The organism is Prevotella sp. RM4, from assembly GCF_000701965.1.
GTDB lineage: Bacteria > Bacteroidota > Bacteroidia > Bacteroidales > Bacteroidaceae > Prevotella > Prevotella ruminicola.
On record NZ_JNKG01000001.1, the window covers coordinates 1 to 23,577 of the forward strand.

The following is a 23,577-nucleotide window of genomic DNA, read 5'->3' on the forward strand; positions in this document are numbered from 1 at the left end:
TCGCAGCAGGTAACTGTTGTAATATAGTGAATCTATTGGAAAAACCAAGGAAATACGCTAAAAATTTAGTGGCGCTCGCGAATAAAAAAGATTAATATTTTTGCTTTTGATTACTGGAGAAGTATTATATTTGCAGCCGATTTTTTAACTAATAAACAACATTAAATTAATTTGAAAAACGATGGAAACAATCAACAACGAGCTTGAAAGAGCTCAACTTGGGGCAGCTTCGGCTGCTGGCTGCGGAGCGCCCCTTGACTACCTGCCAAGTTTAAAAAATTACCTCAACCTTGCCAGGGAAATAGCCAGCCAATATTGTGTGGTATCTATTGAAAACAGTAGAATTAGAGCCTTTGTTGCTCGGTTCTTTATGCGACAACTGAAGGGTGCCGTGAAGTTACTACCGGGGTATATCGAAGACCTGAAACGTGGTAAGTGCATGGAGGCGTTCAGCATCTCGTCGGGGATGCATCGCAAAGAATTGTTCTGGCTGTGGTGCGAAAGAATCTGTAGCGACATGGAAGGGGAAAGCTTTTACGAGAGTCTGAAATGCTACATCGAAGACCTGAAAACGCTATTGGCTGAGGCTGAGAAAGCGTTGATGCATTGCGATTCTGCCATGTTTGAGAGATTCTATTTTGCCAAAAAGCAGAACTACAGTGGCGATGCGATATCGAAGAGATTTGAGAAATGGCGTTACGAGAACCTGTGTGTGACCATCGACAAACTGAGAGAACTGCAGGCCAAAGTGGTAGCCGAATCGCTTACAAAAGGTATCATGAGATTTGCGCCTGTGCCGTCGCAGAAAGAGCTAAACGAGGTGCAAATGGACTATCTGAAAGGATTTCTGCCTTATGATTTTGTGATGAGTGACGATTTTTGTGTAGCATGTGCCCAGTGGCGGCAGTTTATGCATTGGAACGACACCATACTTATTATCGACTACAAGAAATATGGGAAATACATCCAAAATCATTACTACGACTTTAGCGACACGCAGCTGCAAGCCATCTTTGAACTCGACATGAAGCTGTACCTGATACACAAGGAGATGGCTCGACTGAACCCAGAACTGATAAATGTGCTACAACCTACACAAACAGGAACGTTGGAGAACACAACCCTGTTTGCACCTTATAATACCATAACCCGAATGCTGCAGCAGGATTGGTTTGATGCGGTTTCGGTTGATAAGGAGAAATATACTACCATGTGGCGTGATGAGCTGGTGAGCTGTCTGATGAAATCGGAGATAGGTAGCGTTATAGCTAACGATTGGCAGAAAACCGACAAACGACCAAAGCTGAAGGCTGCTGTGGTGGGTAGCCTGAAAAAGGCTGGCGTAATACAAGGCAGCGATCTGGGTATTGCATCGGCAATTGTGGGCGATAATAAAAAAGAAAGTAAGAATTTTGCCATCTATATGGGAATGGGGAAGAAAGGGCCCATTGCTGACTGGATTTGCAACTATGTAAAAGACTGAATTAAGCCTAAAATTCTATTGAAAAGTTCTACTGGCATTCAACTGGAATGTTGGTAGAATTTTTTTTTGATTTTTTTCTTGCCTGTAAACAAAGGCGTTTGCGGGCATTTTTGTCCGTTCAACTGAAAACTCAACTGAAATTAATTTTTGAGTTGAATAGTTGAACTCTACCTTTGCCGACGTGATCCTTGACATGCTGGTACAACATTCACCTTCCGAACGGCGGAGGGCGATAAAATGGCGTATGTATACGCACATGTGCGCACAGAGGCGCACGTACATTATTAAACAATAACAATTTAAAATTTTAAAGATTATGAATACAATTACAATTTCAAAAACAACTTCAAGTTTAACAACCCGCATGCATGCTCAGTATAACCAGCAGCACATGACGTCGCTGGAAATAGCGGAGATTTGCGGGAAACAACACAATCACGTATTGCGCGACATTAGAAGTATGGAGCCTGCGTGGGAAAAAGTTAATGGGTCCAAGTTTGGACTCATTGAGTATAAGGATTTGCGTGGACGTTTAAAGCCATGCTATTCGCTCACCAAAACCGAGTGTCTCTATGTCGCCACTAAGTATGACGATGAGATGCGAGCAAAGCTGGTGCTGCGATGGGAACAGTTGGAAATGGAACGACTGACACAACGCCAGTCGATGCGATTGCTTACCACCAAGCAAGAGGTGCTGCACGAGTCGGAAGAGATAGTAGGCGAGCAGCTGGATGAGGTGAACGAGGAGAGCGACGGCTGCTTGACGGTTTCGGAGATTGCTGCCGTTTACAACATGACAGCGCACGACCTGAACTCGTTTCTGGTTGACATGAAGATTCAACGATGGCGATGCGGACAGTACCGACTACTACCCAAGTACGAAGGGTTAGGGCTGACGGCCGATCGATTGAATGTGAGTTACTCGCTGAAAGGCAAGCTGAAATACGAAACCTATCTGGTTTGGACTGAGAAAGGTCGCGATTTTATAACTAACCTGATTGAAAACGGTCATGGCTGGGATTAAACGAAAAGAATATCTGCTGTATCTGGCTAACGTGAGAGCCGAGGAGCAGCAAGCGTATGATCGCGGATATCGGATTACTCGAAAAAGTATCGAGGAAATCAGAGAAGAGTTCCAAGCTAAATACGGAAGCATTTATTACATTAAAGATTAAAGATTAAAAAATTAAACATTATGAACACAATGATTTTAAGAGTGAAGAAGTGCGGTGTAATGACAACCGTACAGAGTGAGAAAAGTGAGAATGGTGTGCTGAACAAGCGAACCTTAGTGTTACAGGAACTTGGTGGCAAATATGCTAACAGCTATGTGGTTACAACACTTGGTAACTTGGCCACCATAGAGTTTGCTGAGAACGAACTGGTGGTTGCTGATTTGCGATTCCAAACTCGCGAGTACAATGGACAAGCGTTTATGGACGTTGTTGCAAATGAGATTTGCAAGATTAAACATTAAACATTAAACATTAAAGATTAAAACATTCCTTATTTCATATTTTACTAGTTATTTGAGTTGAGGTGAGGAGGATATTCTCGAGTAAATGGCCAAGGAATCCGAAACTTCTTCTCGCTTTAAAACTCAAAAACAAAATGAAAACAAATAACAAATTAAACAAGACAGTAACTGTTAACGGCATGATGGCCGTTACAAAGAGTGAGTTGGAAATGGATTATGTGCAGTTTTTGCCAGATAATCCGAGTATAGGACAAACAGACGCATTTTGCGGGCGAGGCTTAGGCCGGTTGCTTAGCAATGGATCGTTTGAGTTTACTCGTACCAAGCGATTACGCCATAAACCTGAATTTAAAGGGGATTACGCCAGTTTGTCGTTTGGCGCAGATGGCAACGATCGCGTAACATTTGTGGTACCTAACGAGCTGCGCGCCCAGTTACCCACCATCTTACGTAAGGGTATTTGCCCAATCATTAAACACCTACAAAAGAAAGGATTTAGTAAATGATTTACCGCATAGTTAATAAGGGTAAGAAGTTTGCTTATCTGGTAAAGAATCGTGAAGATTTCTTGGTGCTCAGAAACACCAAGGAGAATCTGGAGAACTTAGCTAAAGCGCGCAAAGGTGACGAGAAAGCTAAGGCCCAGTTGGTGCAGTTTGCGTACAATATCGGTGTGCTAAAAAGTTCGGCTTTGGCTGGTTGCAAGAGCATTGGTAGCTACTTTTTCCACGATGTGGATTGCTACGATGCCGAACAGAGTGCAGCGATGGCACAGCAGATACTGGCCAAGAAAGATGAGATAGGCTTGATGATGCTGGAGAAGAGTGCGAGTGGGGGATACCATTTGGTTTGTAAGCGCCAGCCTGGCGCTACCATCCTAGAAAACCAAGTGCGCATTGCGACCATTCTGCAGATTGAGATGGACACCAATGTGCATGATTTGCAAAGGGTGGTCTATTCGACTAGTGGTGATGAAAATGATTTACTTTTTCTCGACGACGAGCTGTTTAGTGAACCCATGACGGTTGAGGAGTGCGAGGCGGAATATGCCCAGTTGAAAGAGCGCGAACGTAAAGGTGAAGAGGAGGTGCCGGCTGGGGCTAAAAAGGCGAGGAAGCACTATAAGCCGTGGGAAGATGATTTAGCAACGGATGATGGCGCGAATAGCCGCGAGAGCCGTGACGAGGGACAGGGCCCAGTCACATCCTGCGACAGGGACCAGTCCCTGGTCACAGCAATCGATGAGCGGGTGAGGTTTGTGATGGAGGCGGTGTTGAAGGCTAAGGGACTGGAGAAGTCGGACTTTACGGATATTGGCGGTAGGCATAATGCGGTGAAGATATTCCTGAGTGGCTGTAACCAGTTATTAAGTAAGGAGGAGGCTAATGGGGCATTGGCAGAACTGATGCCTGAACACTGGGCCGATGCGAATGTACAGAAATGCCTGAGTGATTTTTATGCCAAGTATTACAATCCTGAACGAAAACTGAATAAGGATGAAGAGGCAATATTTACGAAGAGTAGGAGACTGGGGGATGATAAAGAAGCAGAAGTGAGTGATCGTTCTGCTCCTATTCCTCCTGAGATGCCGGCAAAGCTACCGAAACTGATTAAACTACTTACCAAGAACACCCCCAACCAATACAAAGCTGCGGTGGCGCATGCGGTGTTCCCATCGCTCGGAACACATTTAAAAGAGGTGGAGTTTGAGTACACCGATTACGTGAAACATGAGGCTACGCTGATGAACTGTCTGATGGCGCATACGGGCGCAGGTAAAGGCTGTATAGATGAGCCTATCCGTCATATTATGGCCGATATCAAAGCCCGCGATGCCGAGAACACCCGCCGTGAGGCTGAGTGGAAAAAGGACTGCCAAAAGAAGGGTGCCAATAAGGATAAGCAGGTACGACCCGAAGGCCTGGTGATACAGGAGATTGATCCCGATATGACCAAGCCCGCATTAGTTACCCGTATGGACGAAGCTGAGGGCCACTTTGTATATGTTAAGCTGAACGAGATTGACCTGTTTGAGCAGCTGAAAGGTCAGACTGGCAAGCAGCATTTCCAGCTGATGTGCTTAGCTTTCGACCCAGGTGCTGAGTTCGGTCAAACACGTATCGGTACCCAGAGTGTTACAGCAAGACCAAAGTGTAGATTCAACTGGAACGCCTGTACTACTATCCAGAAAGGTCGTCGTTTTTTCAGTCGTGTGCTCACCGATGGTCCTATCAGTCGTATTAACTTCTGTACCATCCCAGAGATGGAGATTGGTGCTGAGCAGCCCATCTACGGCAAGTACGACGAGGCGTTTGATGCTGAGCTGAAAACGTATATCGACAACCTTGTGTCGGCTCATGGTGTGGTGGATTGTCCGCAGGCATTCAAACTGGCTAAAAAGCTGCAGGAGGAATGCGCTGAATTTGCCAGATTGTCGCAGGATGAAACCTACTGGAACCTGTCGCATCGTGCCATTGTGATAGCCTGGTTAAAGGCCTGTGTGCTGTATGTGGCCAATGGCTGCCAATGGGAAAAGACGATTGAAGATTTTGTCCGTTGGAGCCTGCAATACGATCTGTGGTGCAAGATGCAATTCTTTGGTGAAGACATTGAAAGGGCCACCCAGGAAGGCGAGCGCATAGGAACCCGCGGACCTCGCAACCTCTTAGAGCTGTTGCCAGATGAGTTTACCATAGAAGATGCAAAACGTGTACGACAGCAACAGGGCTTAAGCAGCGCGAATGCTGCTAAAATGGTAAGAAACTGGAAAAGCAGAAAGTATGTGACTCAGATATCAGATATCGGTTTTAAAAAAGCATCAAGATTTATAGGAAATGGAAACAGTAGTACAGTTAAATAGTAATGCAAATCTCTCCCAGCACTTCACGCTGGGGGAGTTTACCAGGAGCAAGTATCCTGAGGTGTATAACATCCCTAGTCATGAGGCGATTGCGAACCTTGCCAACCTCTGTACTTGGCTGGAGGTTTTGAGGGAAAGGGCTTCGCAACCTATCATCATCAACTCGGGTTATCGATCGCCGCAGTTGAATCGGAAGGTTGGGGGAGCGGCGAATAGTAATCACTTAACGGGGTGTGCGGTGGATATCCGAACCTCTGGGTATGAGCAGGCCATCTGCTATGCGGCGATACTGATTAATTATGCCAAGGAATCGACACAGGAGTTTGATGAACTGCTGATAGAGAAGCGCTCGGCTTTGCCGCTTGGCTCGTCCAAGAACCGCTATGGTGCGGTGTGGGTACACTTTGCTGTGAGGCCGAAAGATAATCGGCACAAAATACTATTTATTAATGCATAAAAAACAGCGGGGCTTGGGGGCTCCGCTGCTTTTTGTATGTGTAAACGGGTTTACTCGTAATCGAATGTACCAAACTCGCTCTTGATGGTGAGGCTCTTCTTGCCTTCCTCGATATGTCCTACTACCTGAGCATCGATGTTGAAGCTCTTTGAGAGGGCGATGACCTGATCGGCAACCTCGGGACGAACGTAGATTTCCATGCGGTGACCCATGTTGAATACCTGGTACATCTCCTTCCAATCGGTACCTGAGCACTCGTGGATGGCACGGAACAATGGGGGTACAGGGAACATGTTGTCCTTGACGACGCGGCAGTTGTCGTTCACGAAGTGGAGCACCTTGGTCTGGGCGCCGCCTGTGCAGTGTACCATACCGTGGATTTCGGGACGGAGCTCGTCGAGCAGCTTCTTGATAACTGGTGCGTAGGTGCGGGTGGGTGAGAGCACGAGCTGACCGGCATTAACGGGCGAACCTTCGACGGCATCGGTAAGCTTGTACTTACCGCTATACACGAGCTCGTCAGGGACAGCGTGATCGAAGCTCTCGGGATAGTTCTCGGCCAGATACTTGGCAAACACATCGTGACGGGCTGAGGTAAGACCGTTTGAGCCCATACCACCGTTGTAACGCTTCTCGTAAGTGGCCTGACCGGTTGACGACAAACCAACGATGACATCGCCTGGGCGGATGTTGGCATTATCAATCACGTCGGCACGCTTCATGCGGCAGGTAACGGTGCTATCTACGATGATGGTGCGAACCAGGTCGCCTACATCGGCAGTCTCGCCACCAGTGGGGTAGATGCCGATACCCATTTCGCGGAGTTCGGCCAGCAGCTCGTCGGTACCATTGATAACGGCTGAGATAACCTCGCCAGGAATCAACATCTTGTTACGACCGATGGTGCTTGATACCAGGATGTTATCTACGGCGCCCACGCAAAGCAGGTCGTCGGTATTCATCACGATGGCATCCTGAGCGATACCTTTCCATACTGAGAGGTCGCCAGTTTCTTTCCAATACATGTAGGCGAGGGCCGACTTGGTGCCAGCGCCATCGGCATGCATGATGTTACAATACTCTGGGTCGCCCCCTAAGATGTCGGGGATAATCTTACAGAAAGCCTGTGGGAAGATTCCCTTGTCAATGTTTTTGATAGCGTTGTGCACATCCTCTTTGGCAGCACTCACGCCTCGCATCATATATCTATTATCCATAATCTAAACTATTTTTCGTGCCAAAATTCCCAGCTGGCGAAGGCTTGGAGCAGGAGCATCTCGAGGCCGTTCTTAACCTCGGCACCGTACTTGGCGCCCTTGCGCATAAACAGGGTTTGGTCGGGGTTATAAATGAGGTCGTAAAGGATGGTGTGCGAATCCATTGCCTCGTAAGGCAGATCGGGGCACTCGTCGGTTTTGGGGTACATGCCTAATGGCGTGCAGTTAACAATGACGTTGTACTCCTTGATAACCTCGGGGGTAATCTGATTGTACTGGATGGTGTCGGGGCGCTCGTAACGGCTGACGAACACGGGCTCGATGCCTAACGACTTGAGACCGAAGTTGATGGCTTTTGAGGCGCCGCCGGTGCCCAGGATAAGGGCTTTTTTGTGCCACTTGGGGTCGAGCATGCTCTCGATACTCTGGGTGAACCCGATGACATCGCTGTTATAGCCCTTGAGCAGCGTTTTATTCTTCTCATGGACCACACGGATCACATTAACAGCACCGATGGCACGTGCCTCGGGCGAAATGCTGTCGAGGAAAGGAATCACCTTCTCTTTATAAGGGATGGTGACGTTGAGACCTTTAAGGTTGGGATTGCGGTCGATGATCTCGGGGAGTTCATCAATCGTGGGAATCTCAAAGTTCTCGTACTTGGCATTGATGCCTTCGTCGGCAAACTTCTGGTTGAAGTAGCTGATGGAGAACGAATGTCCCAAGGGGTAACCGATAAGTCCGTACTTGTCCATAAATTTAGTATTTATTTAGTTGCAAAATACATGGTGCAGATGCCGAAGGTGAGCCTGCGGAACGAGGCCTCGGCAAATCCTGCCTTCATCAGAATATCTACCATGCGCTCGCCCTGGGGGAAAGCCTCGATGGTTTTTGTGAGATAGGAGTAGGCGCTGGTGTCGCGCGAGATCAGTCGGCCATAAACGGGGAGCACGGTGTGCGAGTAGATGTGGAACAGCTGCTTCATGGGGAACTTAACAGGTGTGGTAAGTTCGACGATGCTGAGATGGCCACCGGGCTTAAGCACACGATACATTTCGCGAAGACCGGCATCGAGATCGGCAAAGTTACGGATGCCGAATGCGGCGGTAACGGCGTCGAAGGTATCACTATTATAAGATAGGTGTAGGCAATCCTCTTTCTCGAAGGTTACAATGCTGTCGAGTCCGAGTGCCTTTACCTTCTGTCGGCCTATCTCCATCATGCCCTCGCTGATGTCGGCACCTACCACGCGGGTGGGCTGCAGCATCTGGGTGGCCAGGATGGCGAAGTCGCCTGTGCCTGTGGCTATATCGAGCAGCGACTGGGGCTTGAAAGGCGCCAAAGCCTTGATGGCCTTGCGGCGCCAACCCTTATCGATGTCCCACGACAAACGGTGGTTAAGCTTGTCGTAGGTAGGGGCGATGTTATCAAACATCTGCTCTACCTGCGACGCTTTTTCACCTTCGCCGTATGGCTTTATCTTCTCCTGATCGTACATTAATGATTAAACATTAAACATTAAACATTAGCGAGACTTAAAGGCTGCGAGCCATTCGCTGACGTTCTTCTCGATGCGCTGGGCGATATCCTCGTCGCTGTTCTCGCGCTCAAACTTCTCGCCTACGATGTGCTCGTAAAGCTCGATGTAACGCTCTGATACGCTCTCGGCATACTCGTCGGTAATCTCGGGCATGGTCTGTCCGGGCTCGTTCATGAAGTCGTGCTCGATGAGCCACTGACGAACGAACTCCTTAGAGAGCTGGCGCTGGGGCTCGCCCTTGGCAAGCTTCTCCTCGTAACCATCAGCATAGAAATAACGGCTTGAGTCGGGGGTGTGGATCTCGTCGATGAGGTAAACCTTACCATCGCGCTTACCAAACTCGTACTTGGTATCAACGAGGATCAATCCGCGCTTGGCGGCAATCTCCTGTCCGCGAGCGAAGATCTTGCGGGTGTAGTCCTCCATGATGGCATAGTCCTCGGCAGATACGATGCCCTGAGCGATAATCTCTTCCTTCGAGATGTTCATGTCGTGACCCTCATCGGCCTTGGTTGTTGGGGTGATGATGGGCTCGGGGAAACGCTCGTTCTCCTTCATGCCGTCGGGCAGCTTCACACCACACAGTTCGCGGCAGCCGTTCTTGTACTCGCGCCAAGCCGAACCGGTAAGGATGCTACGGATAATCATCTCAACACGGAAACCCTCGCACTTCAGACCAACGGTTACCATGGGATCGGGGGTAGCCAGCTTCCAGTTGGGGCAGATGTCGGTAGTGGCATCGAGGAACTTGGCTGCAATCTGATTGAGCACCTGACCCTTGAAGGGGATTCCCTTGGGCAGTACTACGTCGAATGCTGAGATACGATCGGTGGCTACCATCACCATCAGATCGTCGTTAATGTTGTAAACGTCACGAACCTTGCCGTGATAAACGCTCTTCTGACCTGCGAACTTAAAGTCCGTCTTAGTTAATGCTTTCATTGTGTTATTTGACTATTTGACAATTTACTATTTACTTGTTGGGTATTTCGCCCTTCATCTCTTTATCAAACTCCTCGTAGGCGTTGACGATGCGGGTTACGAGTTTGTGGCGAACGATATCATCGCGCTGCAGATTAACAATACCAATGCCCTCTACATTGTTTAATATATGCAGGGCCTCGATAAGTCCGCTCTTTTGCGAGTGGGGCAGGTCGATCTGCGTCATGTCGCCTGTAATAATCATCTTGGTGTTCCAGCCCATACGGGTGAGGAACATGCGTATCTGGGCGGGCGTGGTGTTCTGCGCCTCGTCGAGAATCACAATAGCATCGTTCAGCGTGCGACCGCGCATAAATGCCAAGGGGGCAATCTGAATGATGTTTTTCTCCATCATATCCTGCAGTTTAACCTGAGGCAGCATGTCCTCGAGGGCATCGTAAAGGGGCTGCAGATAGGGGTCGATTTTATCCTTCATGTCGCCAGGTAGGAATCCGAGTTTCTCGCCAGCTTCTACAGCTGGGCGCGAGAGGATAATCTTTTTGGCGGTTTTGTCTTTCAGGGCTTTAACGGCAAGGGCTATGGAGAGGTATGTTTTTCCGGTACCAGCTGGGCCAACGGCAAACACCATGTCGTTATGGTTGTAAGCCTCGATGAGTCGCTGCTGGTTGGGCGTTCGCGCCTTGATGGGGCGGCCCGACATGGAATAAACCACAACGCCATCGGGCACATCATCGCGCGTGCGCTTACCTTTTATGATATCGAGGATGTCCTCGTCGCCAAGCGAATTAAAACGGAGTACATGGGCGCGCAGCTTTTCAACACTTTCCTCGAAAGCTGCCATTTGTTCCTCGTCGCCCAAAACGCGAATCACATTGTCGCGGGCCATGATGCGCAGTTTGGGGTATAACGAGCGAATCATCTGTAAGTGCCCGTTGCCAACCCCATAGAATATCACGGGGTCAATGTCTTCTAATACGATATGTTTCTCTATCAAAAGCTGAAGTTTTTTATTTTTGGGCACAAAGTTACAAATAATTTTTGTATCTTTGCAACGCAAAACAGAATTTTTAAATGAAACTTACAAAAAAAAGATATTTAATAGGATTTATGGGCATTGTAGCGGTGCTTGCGGTGGTACGTGCCGAGTTTCCGCAGCTGGCTGAACCAAGAATTGCTGAGAGCCATGTAGAGGTGAATGCCGACAGTGTGGCAGCTGCGATGCCTCATACCGATTTCAGTGCTACAGCTACTGCTAAGAAGCACAAGATATACTCGGTGCCCAGCTTTAAGGCTTGCTTCCCTGATACCCAGTCGGTGCAGTTGGCTGCAGCGATGAAGTGGGGTGTGAAGCGTGTAAAGAACCGCGAGGATGCCGAGAAGCGTAAGAGCGAGCTGGTGTATGTGGGTGCCAACCCTTACGTGCATATCGACAAGCTGTACTCGAGTATTCCTTACCTGGTGCCCCGTGCGGCGGTGCTGCTGCAGGATGTAGGACAGGCATTCTTCGACAGCTTGTATGTAAAGGGCATTGCCCTGCATCGCCCCATTGTTACCAGCGTGCTGCGTACCGAGGCCGATGTGACCAAGCTGCGCCGACATAACGGCAATGCTACCGAGAACTCGTGCCATCTGTATGGTACCACCTTCGACATCTGTTACAACCGCTACGAAACGGTTCAGGATCCTGATGGACCTGCGCGCAGGGCTGTGCGTAACGACAGCTTGAAATACGTGCTGTGCGAGGTGCTGCGCGATATGCGCGAACAGGGTCGCTGCTACATCAAATACGAGGTGAAGCAGGGGTGCTTTCATATGACAGTACGTTAAACATTAAACATTAAAGATTAAACATTAAAGATTAAACATTAAAGATTAAACATTAAATAAGAACTTAGGACTATGAGATTAGACGGACGAAGAGAAAGCTCGAATGTTGAGGATCGCCGCGGTATGAGCGGTGGTGCTAAGGCTGGTATCGGAGGTATTGGCGGTATTATTCTGATTGCTCTGTTTACCTTTCTGCAAGGTGGAAACGTGGGCGATGTCGTACAGAATGTGGTGCAGCAAGGCTTACAGATGCAGGCGCCTACCGAGACCGTTGGTGAGGAGAACTTTACTGAGGAGGAACAGGAACTGGCCTCGGACTGTAAGAAGATTCTGGCTAGTACCGAGGAGGTATGGACCAAGGTGTTCGAGGAGAATGGCTGGGGCGAATACCAGTATCCCACGCTGGTGCTGTTCAGCAATCAGGTAAACTCGGCTTGCGGTTCGGCTACAGCTGCGGTGGGTCCGTTCTATTGCTCGGGCGACCAGAAACTGTACGTGGATCTCTCGTTCTTTACCCAGATGAAACGTCAGCTTGGTGTAGAGGGTAATACCTTTGCCTACGCGTATGTGATAGCCCACGAGATTGGTCACCATATTGAGTACCTGACGGGTACACTGAACAAGGCGCATTCGGCTATGAACCAGACAGATAAGGTGAGTGCCAACCAGATAAGTGTGCGCTTGGAGCTGCTGGCCGATTACTATGCCGGCGTGTGGGCGCATTACGAGGATGCGATGAACCACTCGATGGAGTACGGCGATTTAGAAAAGGGCTTGGAACTGGCTAAGGCTATCGGCGACGACTGGTTGCAGAAGAAGGCTCAGGGTCGTGCAACACCCGAATCGTTTACCCACGGCACCAGCGATCAGCGTAAGCGCTGGCTGAAGCGTGGCTTCGAGACTGGCGACATGCGCACCACAACCTTTGCTGTACAGAATTACAACGATCTATAATTACTCGTGATGATAGGGCTCGCCTTTGATGATGGTGCAGGCACGATAGATCTGCTCGGTAAATACCAAACGAATCATCTGATGCGAGAACGTCATCTTTGAGAGCGAGAGTTGCTCGTTAGCACGGGCATATACCTCGGGAGAAAATCCATACGGTCCGCCTACGACGAATACCAGTCGGCGGGCCGTATTGCGTTTCTGCTCCAGCCACTTGGCAAACTCGATACTACGAAACTCCTTACCATGCTCGTCGAGCAGCACCACGGTGTCGCTGGGCTGAATCTGTTTCAGAATAAGTTCGCCCTCGGTGGTTTTCTGCTGTGCCTCCGACAGGCTCTTGGTGTTTTTGAGTTCGGGGATGGTTACGAGCTCGAAAGGCATGTAATGACCGATGCGATCCACATAATCATTGATGCCCGCCTGGAAATGCTTGTCGGTGGTCTTGCCAACCAGTATTAAGATAGTCTTCATGATTGAAAATTGAATATTGAAGATTGAAAGTTATTTTATGCTTTTGTTGGTTACGAACTCGTCGAACTGACTCTTATAGCCGTTAAACACATTGATATCTACATCGCCACGAATACCGTTTACACGGCCATCGGGGCACAGTTGCCAGAAGGCCAGGCGCACATCGGGCTTATACTCGCCGTAGCGGGCAATCCACACGTCGTAGTCGCGCTTAATGTCGGGCACCATACCAAAATACTTATTGATAAACATCTGGTTTATATATAAAATAGGTGTTACGCCGCAACGGGCCTTTACCATCCTGCACCAGATACGTATCTGCTGGAACATCTTCTCGGCACCGCCTGCTGCACGTATCTGTGCGTCGCTGGGCTCTACGTCGAGCACTGGGGGCAGGTCGCCCTTCTGGAACTTGGTGTGCTTGATGAAATGCTTGGCCTGGGCGGCACCCGATGTCTTGAGCGAGAAGAAGTGGTAGGCACCGATGGGGATACCATGCTTGCGCGCCTTGGCGTAATCGTCGGCATAGAACTTATTGGTTACGGTAACGCCCTCGGTACTCTTGATAAAGATAAACGAGATGGGGTAGTTGGCCTTGCCGTGCACGTTCTTGTGGTTTTTCTTGCCTAAGAAGCTGATGCTGAGCTTATCCCAAAGGATGGGTGATTTGTGGCGCCCCTTGCCGTGCTGGTAGCGGGCGATATCAATGCCATAGATACGCTCGGAGGTGTACTTCATGCGTTCGCCCCAGAATCGGTTCTTCTTCCATTCGCCCACCTGCAGGCGTGGCTCGCCATCGGTAGGGGTGAGCAGTTGAATGCCGAATCCGTCGCGCTTGTCATCGGTCCAGTGACCCTCGAAATAGCTGCCATCGGCAATGTAAGCACCATGACCGTTGGCTTTGGTACCTCTGAAGTCGCCTTGGTAAGTTCCTAAGCTGTCGATACGCAGACCTGTTTTGATGGTGTCGGCCTGATAGGTGGCCACAATGGTGAAACCAGCCGAGTCTAAAGCCAGCGTGGTGCCCTCGTGGGTACGGTTGCGCCAGTTGCCCACGTTCCAAACGGTTAGTCGCTGGGCAGGTTCAATCTGCAGGCGCTTACCGTTGGCAAAGGCTGCCACCATCTCATAGCCCTCGTCCATCACGTTGTGACGGTCGAAGTAATACTCAAATTCGTCGCCAAAATCGGGCATAGAGTCGTTGGGCAGGGTGTCGGCCTCGGCGGCAAGTGTGTTCTGCATATCGGCACTCAGTTGCATGCCGGGATGCGTGGGTTGCCTCAGAAAGTAGGTTGATGCCAACAGCAGAACAAAGGGTGTTATAATAGATATTAATACCTTTTTCATTTATTTACATGATTTCGGGTGCAAAGTTACAAATTAATTTGCTATCTTTGCCATCAAAATAATGATAATTTTTATGCTTATGATAAAGAATTGATGTGCGAACAGGCCCCCAAAAAGGGCTAAAACTAATAAATTGATAGATTTTTCGATAAAAAAGTTACGAATTGTTTGTTTATTCCAACGAAAATGATTAATTTTGCAGCCGAAAATAAGAAATTAAGCAAAAATGAAGAGTCTGAATCTACTTAACAGCCTGTTTATTATTATTCGACTGCTTGGGGCAGGTCGGAAGTGACAGGGTATGTAGATAATTGACAATGTTTCATTGAAACTAAAAATTAAGATAGAGCCTTTCTCACTTCCGAGTGTGAAAGGCTCTTTCGTTTGGAATAAATTAATAGTTTAATCGTAAAATAGTAAAATTGTAAAATGGAAAGGTTGTTTATTTTCGACACAACGCTCCGCGACGGCGAACAGGTGCCCGGATGCCAGTTGAACACCGTAGAGAAGATTCAGGTGGCTAAGGCGCTTGAGCAGTTGGGCGTGGACGTGATCGAAGCAGGATTCCCTATCTCAAGTCCAGGTGACTTTAACAGTGTGATTGAAATCTCGAAAGCGGTTACATGGCCAGTGATTTGTGCGCTGACACGTGCCGTTGAACGCGATATCGACGTGGCTTTCGAAGCCCTGCAGTATGCCAAGCACAAGCGTATTCACACGGGTATCGGTACCAGCGACGAGCACATTCGGTATAAGTTCAACTCAACCCGTGAGGAGATTCTGGAGCGTGCCGTTGCCGCCACCAAGTATGCCAAGCGATTTGTAGATGATGTGGAGTTCTACTGCGAGGATGCCGGAAGAACAGACAACGCATATCTGGCCCAGGTGGTAGAGGCGGTAATCAAGGCTGGTGCTACCGTAGTAAACATCCCCGATACCACAGGCTACTGTCTGCCTGAGGAGTATCACGATAAAATCAAATACCTGATGGAGCACGTGGATAATATTGATCGTGCCATCATCTCAACCCATTGTCATAACGACTTGGGTATGGCTACAGCCAACTCATTCAGCGGTGTGATGGCAGGTGCCCGCCAGGTGGAGGTAACCATCAACGGTATTGGCGAGCGTGCCGGTAACACATCGCTCGAAGAGATTGCCATGATACTGAAGTGCCACAAGCAGTTAGGTATCGAGACCAACATCAATACCACCAAGATTTATCCTACCAGCCGTATGGTGTCGAGCTTGATGAATATGCCCGTTCAGCCTAACAAGGCTATCGTGGGTCGTAATGCCTTTGCGCACTCAAGCGGTATCCATCAGGACGGTGTGCTGAAGAACGTACAGACCTACGAGATTATGGACCCCAAGGATGTGGGTATCGACGATAACTCAATCGTACTCACCGCCCGCTCAGGTCGTGCTGCCTTGAAGCATCGTCTGCATGTGAACGGTGTGGATCTGACCGAGGAGAAGTTGGATAAGGTATATGAGAAGTTCCTGGTATTGGCCGACCAGAAGAAGGAGGTGAGCGATGCCGATGCTCTGATGCTGGCTGGTGCCGATACAGCTGATACACATGCTGTTAGATTAGACTTCCTGCAGGTTACTACAGGTAAGGGCGTGAAGAGTGTGGCCAGTATCGGACTGGACATCAGCGGACAGAAGTTCGAGGCAGCTGCTTCGGGTAACGGTCCGGTTGATGCAGCCATCAAGGCACTCAAGAAGATTATCATGAAGCAGATGACGCTGAAGGAGTTTACCATCCAGGCTATCTCGAAGGGTAGCGACGATGTGGGTAAGGTACACATGCAGGTGGAGTACGATGGCGCCCTTTACTATGGTTTTGGTGCCAACACCGATATCGTTACCGCCAGCGTCGAGGCGTATATCGATTGTATAAACAAGTTTAAAAAGGAGGAAGATTAAAAATGAATACACTCTTTGATAAGATATGGGATAAGCACGTGGTGCAGCAGGTGGAGGAAGGTCCTACGCAGCTGTATATCGACCGCTTGTACTGTCACGAGGTAACATCGCCTCAGGCATTCGACGGCATGCGTGCACGCGGACTGAAATGTTTCCGTCCCCAGCAGATATTCTGTATGCCCGATCACAATACACCTACACACGATCAGGACAAACCTATCGAGGATCCCGTTTCGCGTAAGCAGGTGGACACCCTCGCCAAGAATGCAGCCGAGTTCGGACTGACCCATTACGGCATGATGTCGAAGGATAACGGTATCATCCACGTGGTAGGTCCTGAGAAGGGATTATCGCTGCCAGGCATGACGATTGTTTGTGGCGACTCGCACACCTCTACCCATGGCGCAATGGGTGCTGTGGCCTTTGGTATCGGTACCAGCGAGGTAGAGATGGTGATGGCCTCGCAGTGTATCCTGCAGCAGAAACCCAAGTCGATGCGTATCACCATCAACGGCGTGCTGGGTAAGGGTGTAACACCTAAGGATGTGGCCCTTTACCTGATGGCACAGATTACCACCAGCGGTGCTACGGGCTACTTTATCGAGTATGCCGGATCAACGGTTAAGGCTATGAGTATGGAGGGCCGACTGACGCTGTGTAACCTCTCGATAGAGATGGGTGCGCGTGGTGGTTTTATCGCTCCCGACAGCACCACGTTTAATTACCTGAAGGGTAGGGAGTATGCACCCAAGGGCGAGGCGTGGGACAAGGCTGTGGCCTATTGGAAAACGCTGAAGAGTGGCGACGATGCTGTGTTCGATAAGGAGCTATCGTTTAATGCTGCTGATATCGAGCCCCGTGTTACCTATGGTACCAACCCTGGTATGGGTATCGGTATTACTGAGAATATTCCCGCTAATGCCGAGCAGGCTAAAGCACCCGAAGCAGGCTTTGAGAAGGCCCTGAACTATATGCAGTTTGAGGCTGGACAGAAGTTGCTGGGTACCAAGGTGGATTATGTGTTCCTGGGTGCTTGCACCAACGGACGTATCGAGGATTTCCGTGCGTTTGCCCATCTGGTTAAGGGCCGTCATAAGTCGCCCGATGTGGTGGCTTGGCTGGTACCTGGTTCGTGGGCTGTGGATAAGCAGATTCGCGAAGAAGGACTGGACAAGGTGCTCGAGGCTGCTGGTTTCGAAATCCGTCAGCCTGGCTGTTCGGCCTGCTTGGCCATGAACGACGACAAGGTGCCCGCAGGTAAGTTGGCGGTGTCAACATCCAACCGCAACTTTGAAGGTCGCCAAGGCCCCGGTGCCCGCACCATCTTAGCATCGCCCCTCACCGCTGCCGCCGCAGCGATAACCGGCGTGATTACAGATCCACGAGAGTTAATATAGCAACGGACAACAGGACTGAAAGAAAAAATCCTCGCGATAAAATAATCCTAAAGTCCTGTAGTCCGTTGCAAAAAAACAAAACAAGATGAAACAGAAATTCAATGTAATAACAAGTACGTGTATTCCGCTTCCAATGGAGAATGTGGATACCGACCAGATAATACCCGCCCGATTCCTGAAGGCCACCACACGCGAAGAGAAATTCTTTGGCGACAACCTGTTTCGCGACTGGCGATACAATGCCGACGGCACGCTGAACAACGACTTTGTGCTTAACAATCCCAAGTACTCGGGCTGCATCCTGGTGGCAGGCAAGAACTTTGGTTCGGGTAGTAGTCGCGAACACGCTGCGTGGGCCATTGCAGGCTACGGCTTCCGTGTGGTTATCAGCAGTTTCTTTGCCGATATCCATAAGAACAACGAGCTGAACAACTTTGTGCTGCCCGTGGTGGTGAGCGAGGCGTTTCTGGCTGAACTCTTTGCCAGCATCGATGCTGATGCCAAGACCGAAGTAGAGGTGGATCTGCCCAACCAGACGGTAACCAACAAGGCTACCGGGCGCAGCGAGCACTTCGACATTAACGCATACAAGAAGCATTGTCTGATGAACGGATTAGACGATATCGACTTCTTGGTGGAGAACAAACAGAAAACAGAACAATGGGAACAAGCGAACAAGTAAACAAATTCAAGCGTGTAAAGCCCTTTGTGGAGATTATGGACTCTACGCTGCGCGATGGTGAGCAAACCAGCGGCGTATCGTTTCTGCCCCACGAAAAGCTGATGATGGCCCGTATGCTGCTGAACGATCTGAATGTGGATCGTATCGAAGTGGCATCGGCCCGTGTGAGCGAGGGCGAACGCGAGGCGGTAAGCATGATTTGTCGCTATGCCTCACGTATCGATGCTCTCGAAAGGGTAGAGGTGCTGGGCTTTATCGATGGCGGCAAAAGCATCGACTGGGCTGCTGAGTGCGGTTGTAAAACCGTGAATCTGTTGGCCAAAGGCTCGCTGAAGCATTGTACCCAGCAGTTGCAGAAAACACCCGACGAGCACATAGAGGATATCCATCGCGAGGTGCGTTATGCCCACGAAAAAGGCATTACCGTTAACCTGTATCTGGAGGATTGGAGCAACGGTATGAACGAGTCGCCCACCTACGTTTACAAGCTGATGGATGCGCTGTGCGATGTGGGTATCCGACGCTTTATGCTGCCCGATACCTTGGGTATCATGAACCCGCTGCAGTGTATCGAGTACTTCCGCAAAATGCTGAAGCGTTATCCCGATACGCACTTCGATTTCCACGCCCATAACGATTACGATCTGGCGGTATCGAACTCGTTGGCTGCTGTGCTGAGTGGTGCCAAAGGTCTGCACGTAACGGTGAACGGACTGGGTGAGCGTTGTGGTAATGCACCGCTGTCGAGTGTGCAGGTAATTCTGAAGGACCAGTTTAATGCCCGCACTAATATCCGCGAGGACAAGCTGAACGACATCTCGCGTATGGTTGAGAGCTATAGTGGTATTGCCGTAGCACCTAATCAGCCTATCATCGGCGATAACGTGTTTACACAGGTGGCTGGTGTGCATGCCGATGGCGACAAGAAGGATAACCTGTATTGCAACGCTTTGGCGCCTGAGCGATTCGGTAGAAAACGCGAATATGCCCTTGGTAAGAATAGCGGTAAAGCTAACATCGCCAAGAATCTGGAAGAACTCGGTTTGGAGCTCACACCTGAGCAGACCAAACGTGTAACACAGCGTATTACCGAACTGGGCGACAAGAAAGAGATTGTAACGCAGGAGGATCTGCCATTCATCGTGAGCGACGTGCTGAAACACGATGCACCAGAGGATAAAGTTAAGCTGGTAAGTTATGTAGTATCAACGGCTTATGGATTGAAACCTGGAGCAAATATAAAGGTGGAGATTAACGGACAGGCGTACGAGGCTTCGGCTACTGGTGACGGTCAGTACGACGCTTTCGTAAAGTCGTTGCGCTATATCTATAAGAAGTATCTCGGACGTACGTTCCCCATCCTGCAGAACTACGCTGTTACCATCCCGCCTGGCGGACGAACCGATGCGTTGGTACAGACCGTGATTACTTGGAACGATAACGGCAAAATCCTCCGCACCCGCGGACTGGATGCCGACCAGACCGAAGCGGCCATCAAGGCTACCTTCAAGATGCTGAACATCATCGAAGATGAACAAGAGAAAGAAATATAGTTGAAAAAACGAAATGGAATTATGAAATTAAAGATTGCTGTATTAGAGGGCGACGGAATAGGCCCAGAGATTATGAAACAAGGTGTGGCTGTGATGGATGCAATTGCCGCTAAGTTCGGTCACGAGTTTGAATATACCCCTGCTATCTGTGGTGCTCACGCCATCGAAGAGGTGGGCGATCCTTACCCCGACAGCACCCACGAGGTATGTATGCAGGCCGACGCTGTGCTGTTTGCCGCTGTTGGCTCGCTGAAGTTCGACAACGATCCTACCGCTAAGATACGTCCTGAGACAGGTTTGCTGGCCATGCGTAAGAAGTTGGGTTTATTTGCCAACGTGCGCCCTGTGGCTACTTTCGATTGTCTGCTGCACAAGTCGCCATTGAAAGAGGAACTCCTGAAGGGTGCCGACTTTGTGGTGATTCGCGAGTTGACTGGCGGTATGTATTTCGGTGCCAAGTATCAGGATAACGATCAGGCCTACGATACCAATATCTACACCCGTCCAGAAGTGGAGCGCATCCTGAAGGTGGGCTTCGAGATGGCAATGACCCGTAAGAAGCACCTGACTGTGGTTGATAAGGCTAACGTGCTGGCATCGAGCCGTTTGTGGCGCCAGATAGCCAAGGAGATGGAGTCGCAGTATCCCGAGGTTACTACCGATTACATGTTTATCGATAATGCCTCGATGCGTGTGCTCACAGAGCCCCGTTACTTCGATGTGATTGTAACCGAGAATACCTTTGGTGATATCCTGACCGACGAGACCAGCTGTATTACTGGTTCTATGGGCTTGCAGCCTTCGTCGTCATTAGGCGAGCACACACCGCTGTTCGAGCCCGTTCATGGTTCGTGGCCACAGGCTGCCGGTCAGAATCTGGCTAACCCAATCGCTCAGATTCTCTCAGCTGCCATGCTGCTGGAGCACTTCGGACTGAACGAAGAGGGCGCCCTGATTCGTAAGGCTGTTACCGCCTCGCTCGATGCCAACGTGCGCACCCCTGAGATTCAGGTCGAGGGTGGCGAGAAATACGGCACAACCGAAGTAGGAGAGTGGATTGTAAATTACATTAAGAATGCGTAAAGTTGTAATGATAGCTGCTATGTTTGTGGCGCTGGGCGCAGCTGCCCAGACGCCCAAACAATGGCGCGATTCGGTATCGGTGCTGATAGAGCAGATTAATCTGAACCCCAATAATCTGGAACTGCGCTTGAAAAAGGCTGAGGCTAACATTAATCTGCAGCAGTACGAGTATGCCCGCGATGAATATTCGGCTGTATTGAAGAAAGACGAGAAAAACCTGGCGGCACTTTACTTCCGTGCGTTCTGTCAGACGCAGTTGCGACAGTATAGCTTTGCCCGTGCCGATTACGAGGCTTTCTTAGCTATCCATCCCGAACACCTGGAGGCGCGCTTGGGTTTGGCACACGTGCTGCAGTTGTTGGGACGAAAGACAGATGCTGCCGATGAGCTGAACCGTGCTGTACAGATGTTCCCCGACAGTACGGATGCCTATGCTGCCAGAGCAGCTTTTGAAACACAACAGGAGCAATACGATGCAGCCCTGTACGATTGGGACGAAGCTTTACGATTGGCGCCTAAGAACGCAGAGCTGACGGCATCGAAGGTTGATGTGCTGTTGCGCTTAGGACGTAAGAAAGAAGCCCGCGAGGCATTAGACCAAGCCGTAAAGCAAGGAACCCCGCGTGCTGCGTTACGTGAGTGGTACGATAAGTGCAAATAAAATAATAAAGCCCACCAAATTTGGCGGGCTTCATTATTATTAGGGCCATTTTATTTTATCTAGCAGAAACGTATTTGTGCAGTGTGGCGCGAACGGCACCATTACCAGCAAACAGTTCCTTAACCATTCCCTCGATCTGCTCGCCCAGACCAGCCTCGTACAGGTCGAGACCAAACACGTCCTTGCGGCTGTAGAGAGTCTTCAGGCAGCTCCAATCCTGATCGGCCTTACCAATCTGCAATGGAGCAACGATAGCCTGCAGTTCCTCGAGCATGGGGTCGGGTGAACAATCAAAGGCTGTACCATCATCCTTGATACCCTTCAGGTAGCGGGCGTAACCAGCCAGTGTGAGAGGGATGAGTACTAGATTGCTCTTATCCAAACCGCGAGCGATGTACTTCTTCAGAGTTTCACCAAAGCGGATAGGCAGCTTCTGACTGGTATCCATAGCGATACGCTGTGGAGCATCGGGCATGAATGGGTTTGGCAAACGGCGATTGATAACAGCGCCGATAAACTCGTAGGGGTTCAGCACACCTGGATCAACTACTACTGGCATAGCCTCGATATAACCCAGCTTCTGAACGAATGGGCGCAGGTCCTCGTCGGCCATCTCGGCAGAAATCAGTGTGTAGCCCAGCATGCAGCCATAGATACTCATGGCGGTGTGCAATGGGTTCAAGCAGGTGGTAACCTTCATGGTCTCTACCTTATCAACGGTTTCGCGAGTGGTGTAGAGTGCACCGCCCAGATCCAATGGTGGACGACCGTTGGTGTAGTTATCCTCGATAACGAGATACTGTACCTCTTCGGCATTTACGAATGGAGCGGTGAAGGTGTGCTTCTCGGTCTCGATGTAGTTGTTGTCGTCGAAACCATCAGCAGCCAGCATCTCCTTTACCTTCTCGTGTGGACGAGGGGTAATCTTATCAATCATCGACCAAGGGAAGGTAATCTTCTTCTCATCCTTCAGATAGTCGAGGAAGGCAGCGGGTACCAATCCGTCCTTCACCCAACGCTCGGCATAAGCAAATACACCAGCCTTTACCTTATCGCCGTTATGCGAGCAGTTGTCCATGCTCTGGACGGTGAGAGGCATCTGTCCGGCGTTGAAACGCTCGAGCAACAGGGCGCAAACCTTACCCATAGCGAATACAGGCTTCAGTCCGCGAGCCAGGTCGGCCTCGTTGTAGGTGTAACCTTTCTCGGTGATGGTGAACGAAATCATCTGCAATGATGGGTTCTTGAAGATCTCAACCAGGCGGTTCCAATCCTCAAACTGCGGGTCGGCCTTCAGGGCTTCGGTTACGCTGGCAATCACCTTCTTCTCGATAGAACCGTCTGAGCAGAGGTTCACACAGAGCGAAAGGTTGTTATAGGGGGCATAAGCCTTATCGATAACCTCGAAGTCGAAAGTCTCGGCTACAATCACACCGCGATCGTACTTACCTGTGTTCAGTGCGTCGTTCAGGATGGCAGCAGGGAAAGCACGGAAGATGTTTCCGCCACCGAAGTGTACCCATGTGGGCTCCTTGGCTGTCTTTTCGCGTACAGCCTTGATATCAAACTTAGGAAGCTGGTAGCCCTTAGCTTCCCACTCTGCGGCATTTAACTGTCCGCTAATAATATCATTCAGTTTCATACTCTTATTTTTTTGCAACGGACCACAGGACTTAAGGATTTTTTCCACAAGG

Annotated in this window: 22 protein-coding genes; 14 read left to right on the forward strand and 8 right to left on the reverse strand. The window is 49.7% G+C overall.

Annotation, left to right across the window (positions count from 1 at the left end):
• The first annotated feature begins 181 nt into the window (after positions 1 to 181).
• From T499_RS0100005 to T499_RS13965, 6 genes are all read left to right on the forward strand, one after another.
• The gene (locus T499_RS0100005; protein ID WP_084162831.1) at positions 182 to 1,483 is read left to right on the forward strand and encodes a hypothetical protein; all 1,302 of its coding nucleotides are present in this window, start codon (positions 182 to 184) and stop codon (positions 1,481 to 1,483) included.
• A gap of 316 nt (positions 1,484 to 1,799) precedes the next feature.
• Entirely contained in the window at positions 1,800 to 2,507 is a 708-nt protein-coding gene (locus tag T499_RS13955; RefSeq protein ID WP_084162832.1) for a Rha family transcriptional regulator, read from the forward strand.
• Positions 2,508 to 2,678: 171 nt separating this feature from the next.
• Positions 2,679 to 2,960: a DUF3127 domain-containing protein gene (locus T499_RS0100015; protein WP_033149277.1), complete on the forward strand. Its 282-nt coding sequence runs from the start codon at positions 2,679 to 2,681 to the stop codon at positions 2,958 to 2,960.
• 134 nt (positions 2,961 to 3,094) lie between these two features.
• Entirely contained in the window at positions 3,095 to 3,466 is a 372-nt protein-coding gene (locus tag T499_RS0100020) for a hypothetical protein (protein ID WP_084162834.1), read from the forward strand.
• Positions 3,463 to 5,820 carry a hypothetical protein gene (locus tag T499_RS13960; RefSeq protein ID WP_052173220.1) on the forward strand — a complete coding sequence of 786 codons (2,358 nt, stop codon included), beginning with the start codon at positions 3,463 to 3,465 and terminating at the stop codon, positions 5,818 to 5,820. The genes T499_RS0100020 and T499_RS13960 overlap by 4 nt, the downstream gene beginning before the upstream one ends.
• Positions 5,795 to 6,277, forward strand: coding sequence for a YcbK family protein (locus T499_RS13965; protein WP_052173222.1), 483 nt, complete (start codon positions 5,795 to 5,797; stop codon positions 6,275 to 6,277). Before T499_RS13960 ends, T499_RS13965 begins: the two co-directional genes overlap by 26 nt.
• Positions 6,278 to 6,327: 50 nt before the next feature.
• Here T499_RS13965 and T499_RS0100035 read toward each other — a convergent pair whose 3' ends face one another.
• The 5 genes from T499_RS0100035 to T499_RS0100055 are packed head-to-tail and all read right to left on the reverse strand — an operon-like array spanning position 6,328 to position 10,970.
• A complete protein-coding gene (locus T499_RS0100035) occupies positions 6,328 to 7,494 on the reverse strand; it encodes an AIR synthase-related protein (protein ID WP_033149279.1) in 1,167 nt (388 codons plus the stop codon).
• A gap of 8 nt (positions 7,495 to 7,502) precedes the next feature.
• Entirely contained in the window at positions 7,503 to 8,249 is a 747-nt protein-coding gene (locus T499_RS0100040; protein ID WP_033149280.1) for a shikimate dehydrogenase family protein, read from the reverse strand.
• An 11-nt stretch (positions 8,250 to 8,260) separates the two neighbouring features.
• On the reverse strand, positions 8,261 to 8,992 hold the full coding sequence (ubiE, locus tag T499_RS0100045) for a bifunctional demethylmenaquinone methyltransferase/2-methoxy-6-polyprenyl-1,4-benzoquinol methylase UbiE (RefSeq protein ID WP_013064957.1): 732 nt from the start codon (positions 8,990 to 8,992) through the stop codon (positions 8,261 to 8,263).
• 27 nt (positions 8,993 to 9,019) lie between these two features.
• Positions 9,020 to 9,976 carry a phosphoribosylaminoimidazolesuccinocarboxamide synthase gene (locus T499_RS0100050; RefSeq protein WP_013064788.1) on the reverse strand — a complete coding sequence of 319 codons (957 nt, stop codon included), beginning with the start codon at positions 9,974 to 9,976 and terminating at the stop codon, positions 9,020 to 9,022.
• A 31-nt stretch (positions 9,977 to 10,007) separates the two neighbouring features.
• A complete protein-coding gene (locus T499_RS0100055; protein ID WP_033149339.1) occupies positions 10,008 to 10,970 on the reverse strand; it encodes a PhoH family protein in 963 nt (320 codons plus the stop codon).
• Positions 10,971 to 11,083: 113 nt separating this feature from the next.
• Here T499_RS0100055 and T499_RS0100060 point away from each other — a divergent pair, with 113 nt between their 5' ends.
• Both T499_RS0100060 and T499_RS0100065 read left to right on the forward strand, forming a co-directional pair.
• Positions 11,084 to 11,803, forward strand: a complete 720-nt coding sequence (locus T499_RS0100060; protein WP_013063300.1) for a DUF5715 family protein — start codon at positions 11,084 to 11,086, stop codon at positions 11,801 to 11,803.
• A gap of 72 nt (positions 11,804 to 11,875) precedes the next feature.
• Complete coding sequence (locus T499_RS0100065) at positions 11,876 to 12,757, forward strand: KPN_02809 family neutral zinc metallopeptidase (protein ID WP_033149282.1); 882 nt, start codon at positions 11,876 to 11,878, stop codon at positions 12,755 to 12,757.
• Here T499_RS0100065 and rlmH read toward each other — a convergent pair whose 3' ends face one another.
• A complete protein-coding gene (rlmH, locus tag T499_RS0100070) occupies positions 12,758 to 13,228 on the reverse strand; it encodes a 23S rRNA (pseudouridine(1915)-N(3))-methyltransferase RlmH (RefSeq protein WP_028908392.1) in 471 nt (156 codons plus the stop codon).
• A gap of 30 nt (positions 13,229 to 13,258) precedes the next feature.
• Entirely contained in the window at positions 13,259 to 14,575 is a 1,317-nt protein-coding gene (locus tag T499_RS0100075; protein ID WP_033149283.1) for a GH25 family lysozyme, read from the reverse strand.
• Between the two features lie 429 nt (positions 14,576 to 15,004).
• Here T499_RS0100075 and T499_RS0100080 point away from each other — a divergent pair, with 429 nt between their 5' ends.
• The 6 genes from T499_RS0100080 (at position 15,005) to T499_RS0100105 (ending at position 21,883) form a co-directional block, all read left to right on the forward strand.
• On the forward strand, positions 15,005 to 16,507 hold the full coding sequence (locus T499_RS0100080; protein WP_013063073.1) for a 2-isopropylmalate synthase: 1,503 nt from the start codon (positions 15,005 to 15,007) through the stop codon (positions 16,505 to 16,507).
• Positions 16,508 to 16,509: 2 nt separating this feature from the next.
• Entirely contained in the window at positions 16,510 to 17,904 is a 1,395-nt protein-coding gene (gene leuC / locus T499_RS0100085; RefSeq protein ID WP_033149284.1) for a 3-isopropylmalate dehydratase large subunit, read from the forward strand.
• 85 nt (positions 17,905 to 17,989) lie between these two features.
• Positions 17,990 to 18,586 carry a 3-isopropylmalate dehydratase small subunit gene (gene leuD, locus T499_RS0100090; RefSeq protein ID WP_013064680.1) on the forward strand — a complete coding sequence of 199 codons (597 nt, stop codon included), beginning with the start codon at positions 17,990 to 17,992 and terminating at the stop codon, positions 18,584 to 18,586.
• A complete protein-coding gene (locus T499_RS0100095) occupies positions 18,565 to 20,139 on the forward strand; it encodes an alpha-isopropylmalate synthase regulatory domain-containing protein (RefSeq protein WP_033149285.1) in 1,575 nt (524 codons plus the stop codon). Before leuD ends, T499_RS0100095 begins: the two co-directional genes overlap by 22 nt.
• A 21-nt stretch (positions 20,140 to 20,160) precedes the next feature.
• Positions 20,161 to 21,222, forward strand: coding sequence for a 3-isopropylmalate dehydrogenase (gene leuB / locus T499_RS0100100; RefSeq protein ID WP_013065727.1), 1,062 nt, complete (start codon positions 20,161 to 20,163; stop codon positions 21,220 to 21,222).
• Positions 21,215 to 21,883 (forward strand): tetratricopeptide repeat protein, encoded by a 669-nt coding sequence (locus T499_RS0100105; protein WP_033149286.1) that lies wholly within the window; start codon positions 21,215 to 21,217, stop codon positions 21,881 to 21,883. Before leuB ends, T499_RS0100105 begins: the two co-directional genes overlap by 8 nt.
• A gap of 55 nt (positions 21,884 to 21,938) precedes the next feature.
• On the opposite strand, the gene T499_RS0100110 is transcribed toward T499_RS0100105, so the two are convergent.
• A complete protein-coding gene (locus tag T499_RS0100110; RefSeq protein WP_033149287.1) occupies positions 21,939 to 23,525 on the reverse strand; it encodes a mannitol dehydrogenase family protein in 1,587 nt (528 codons plus the stop codon).
• Positions 23,526 to 23,577: the final 52 nt, after the last annotated feature.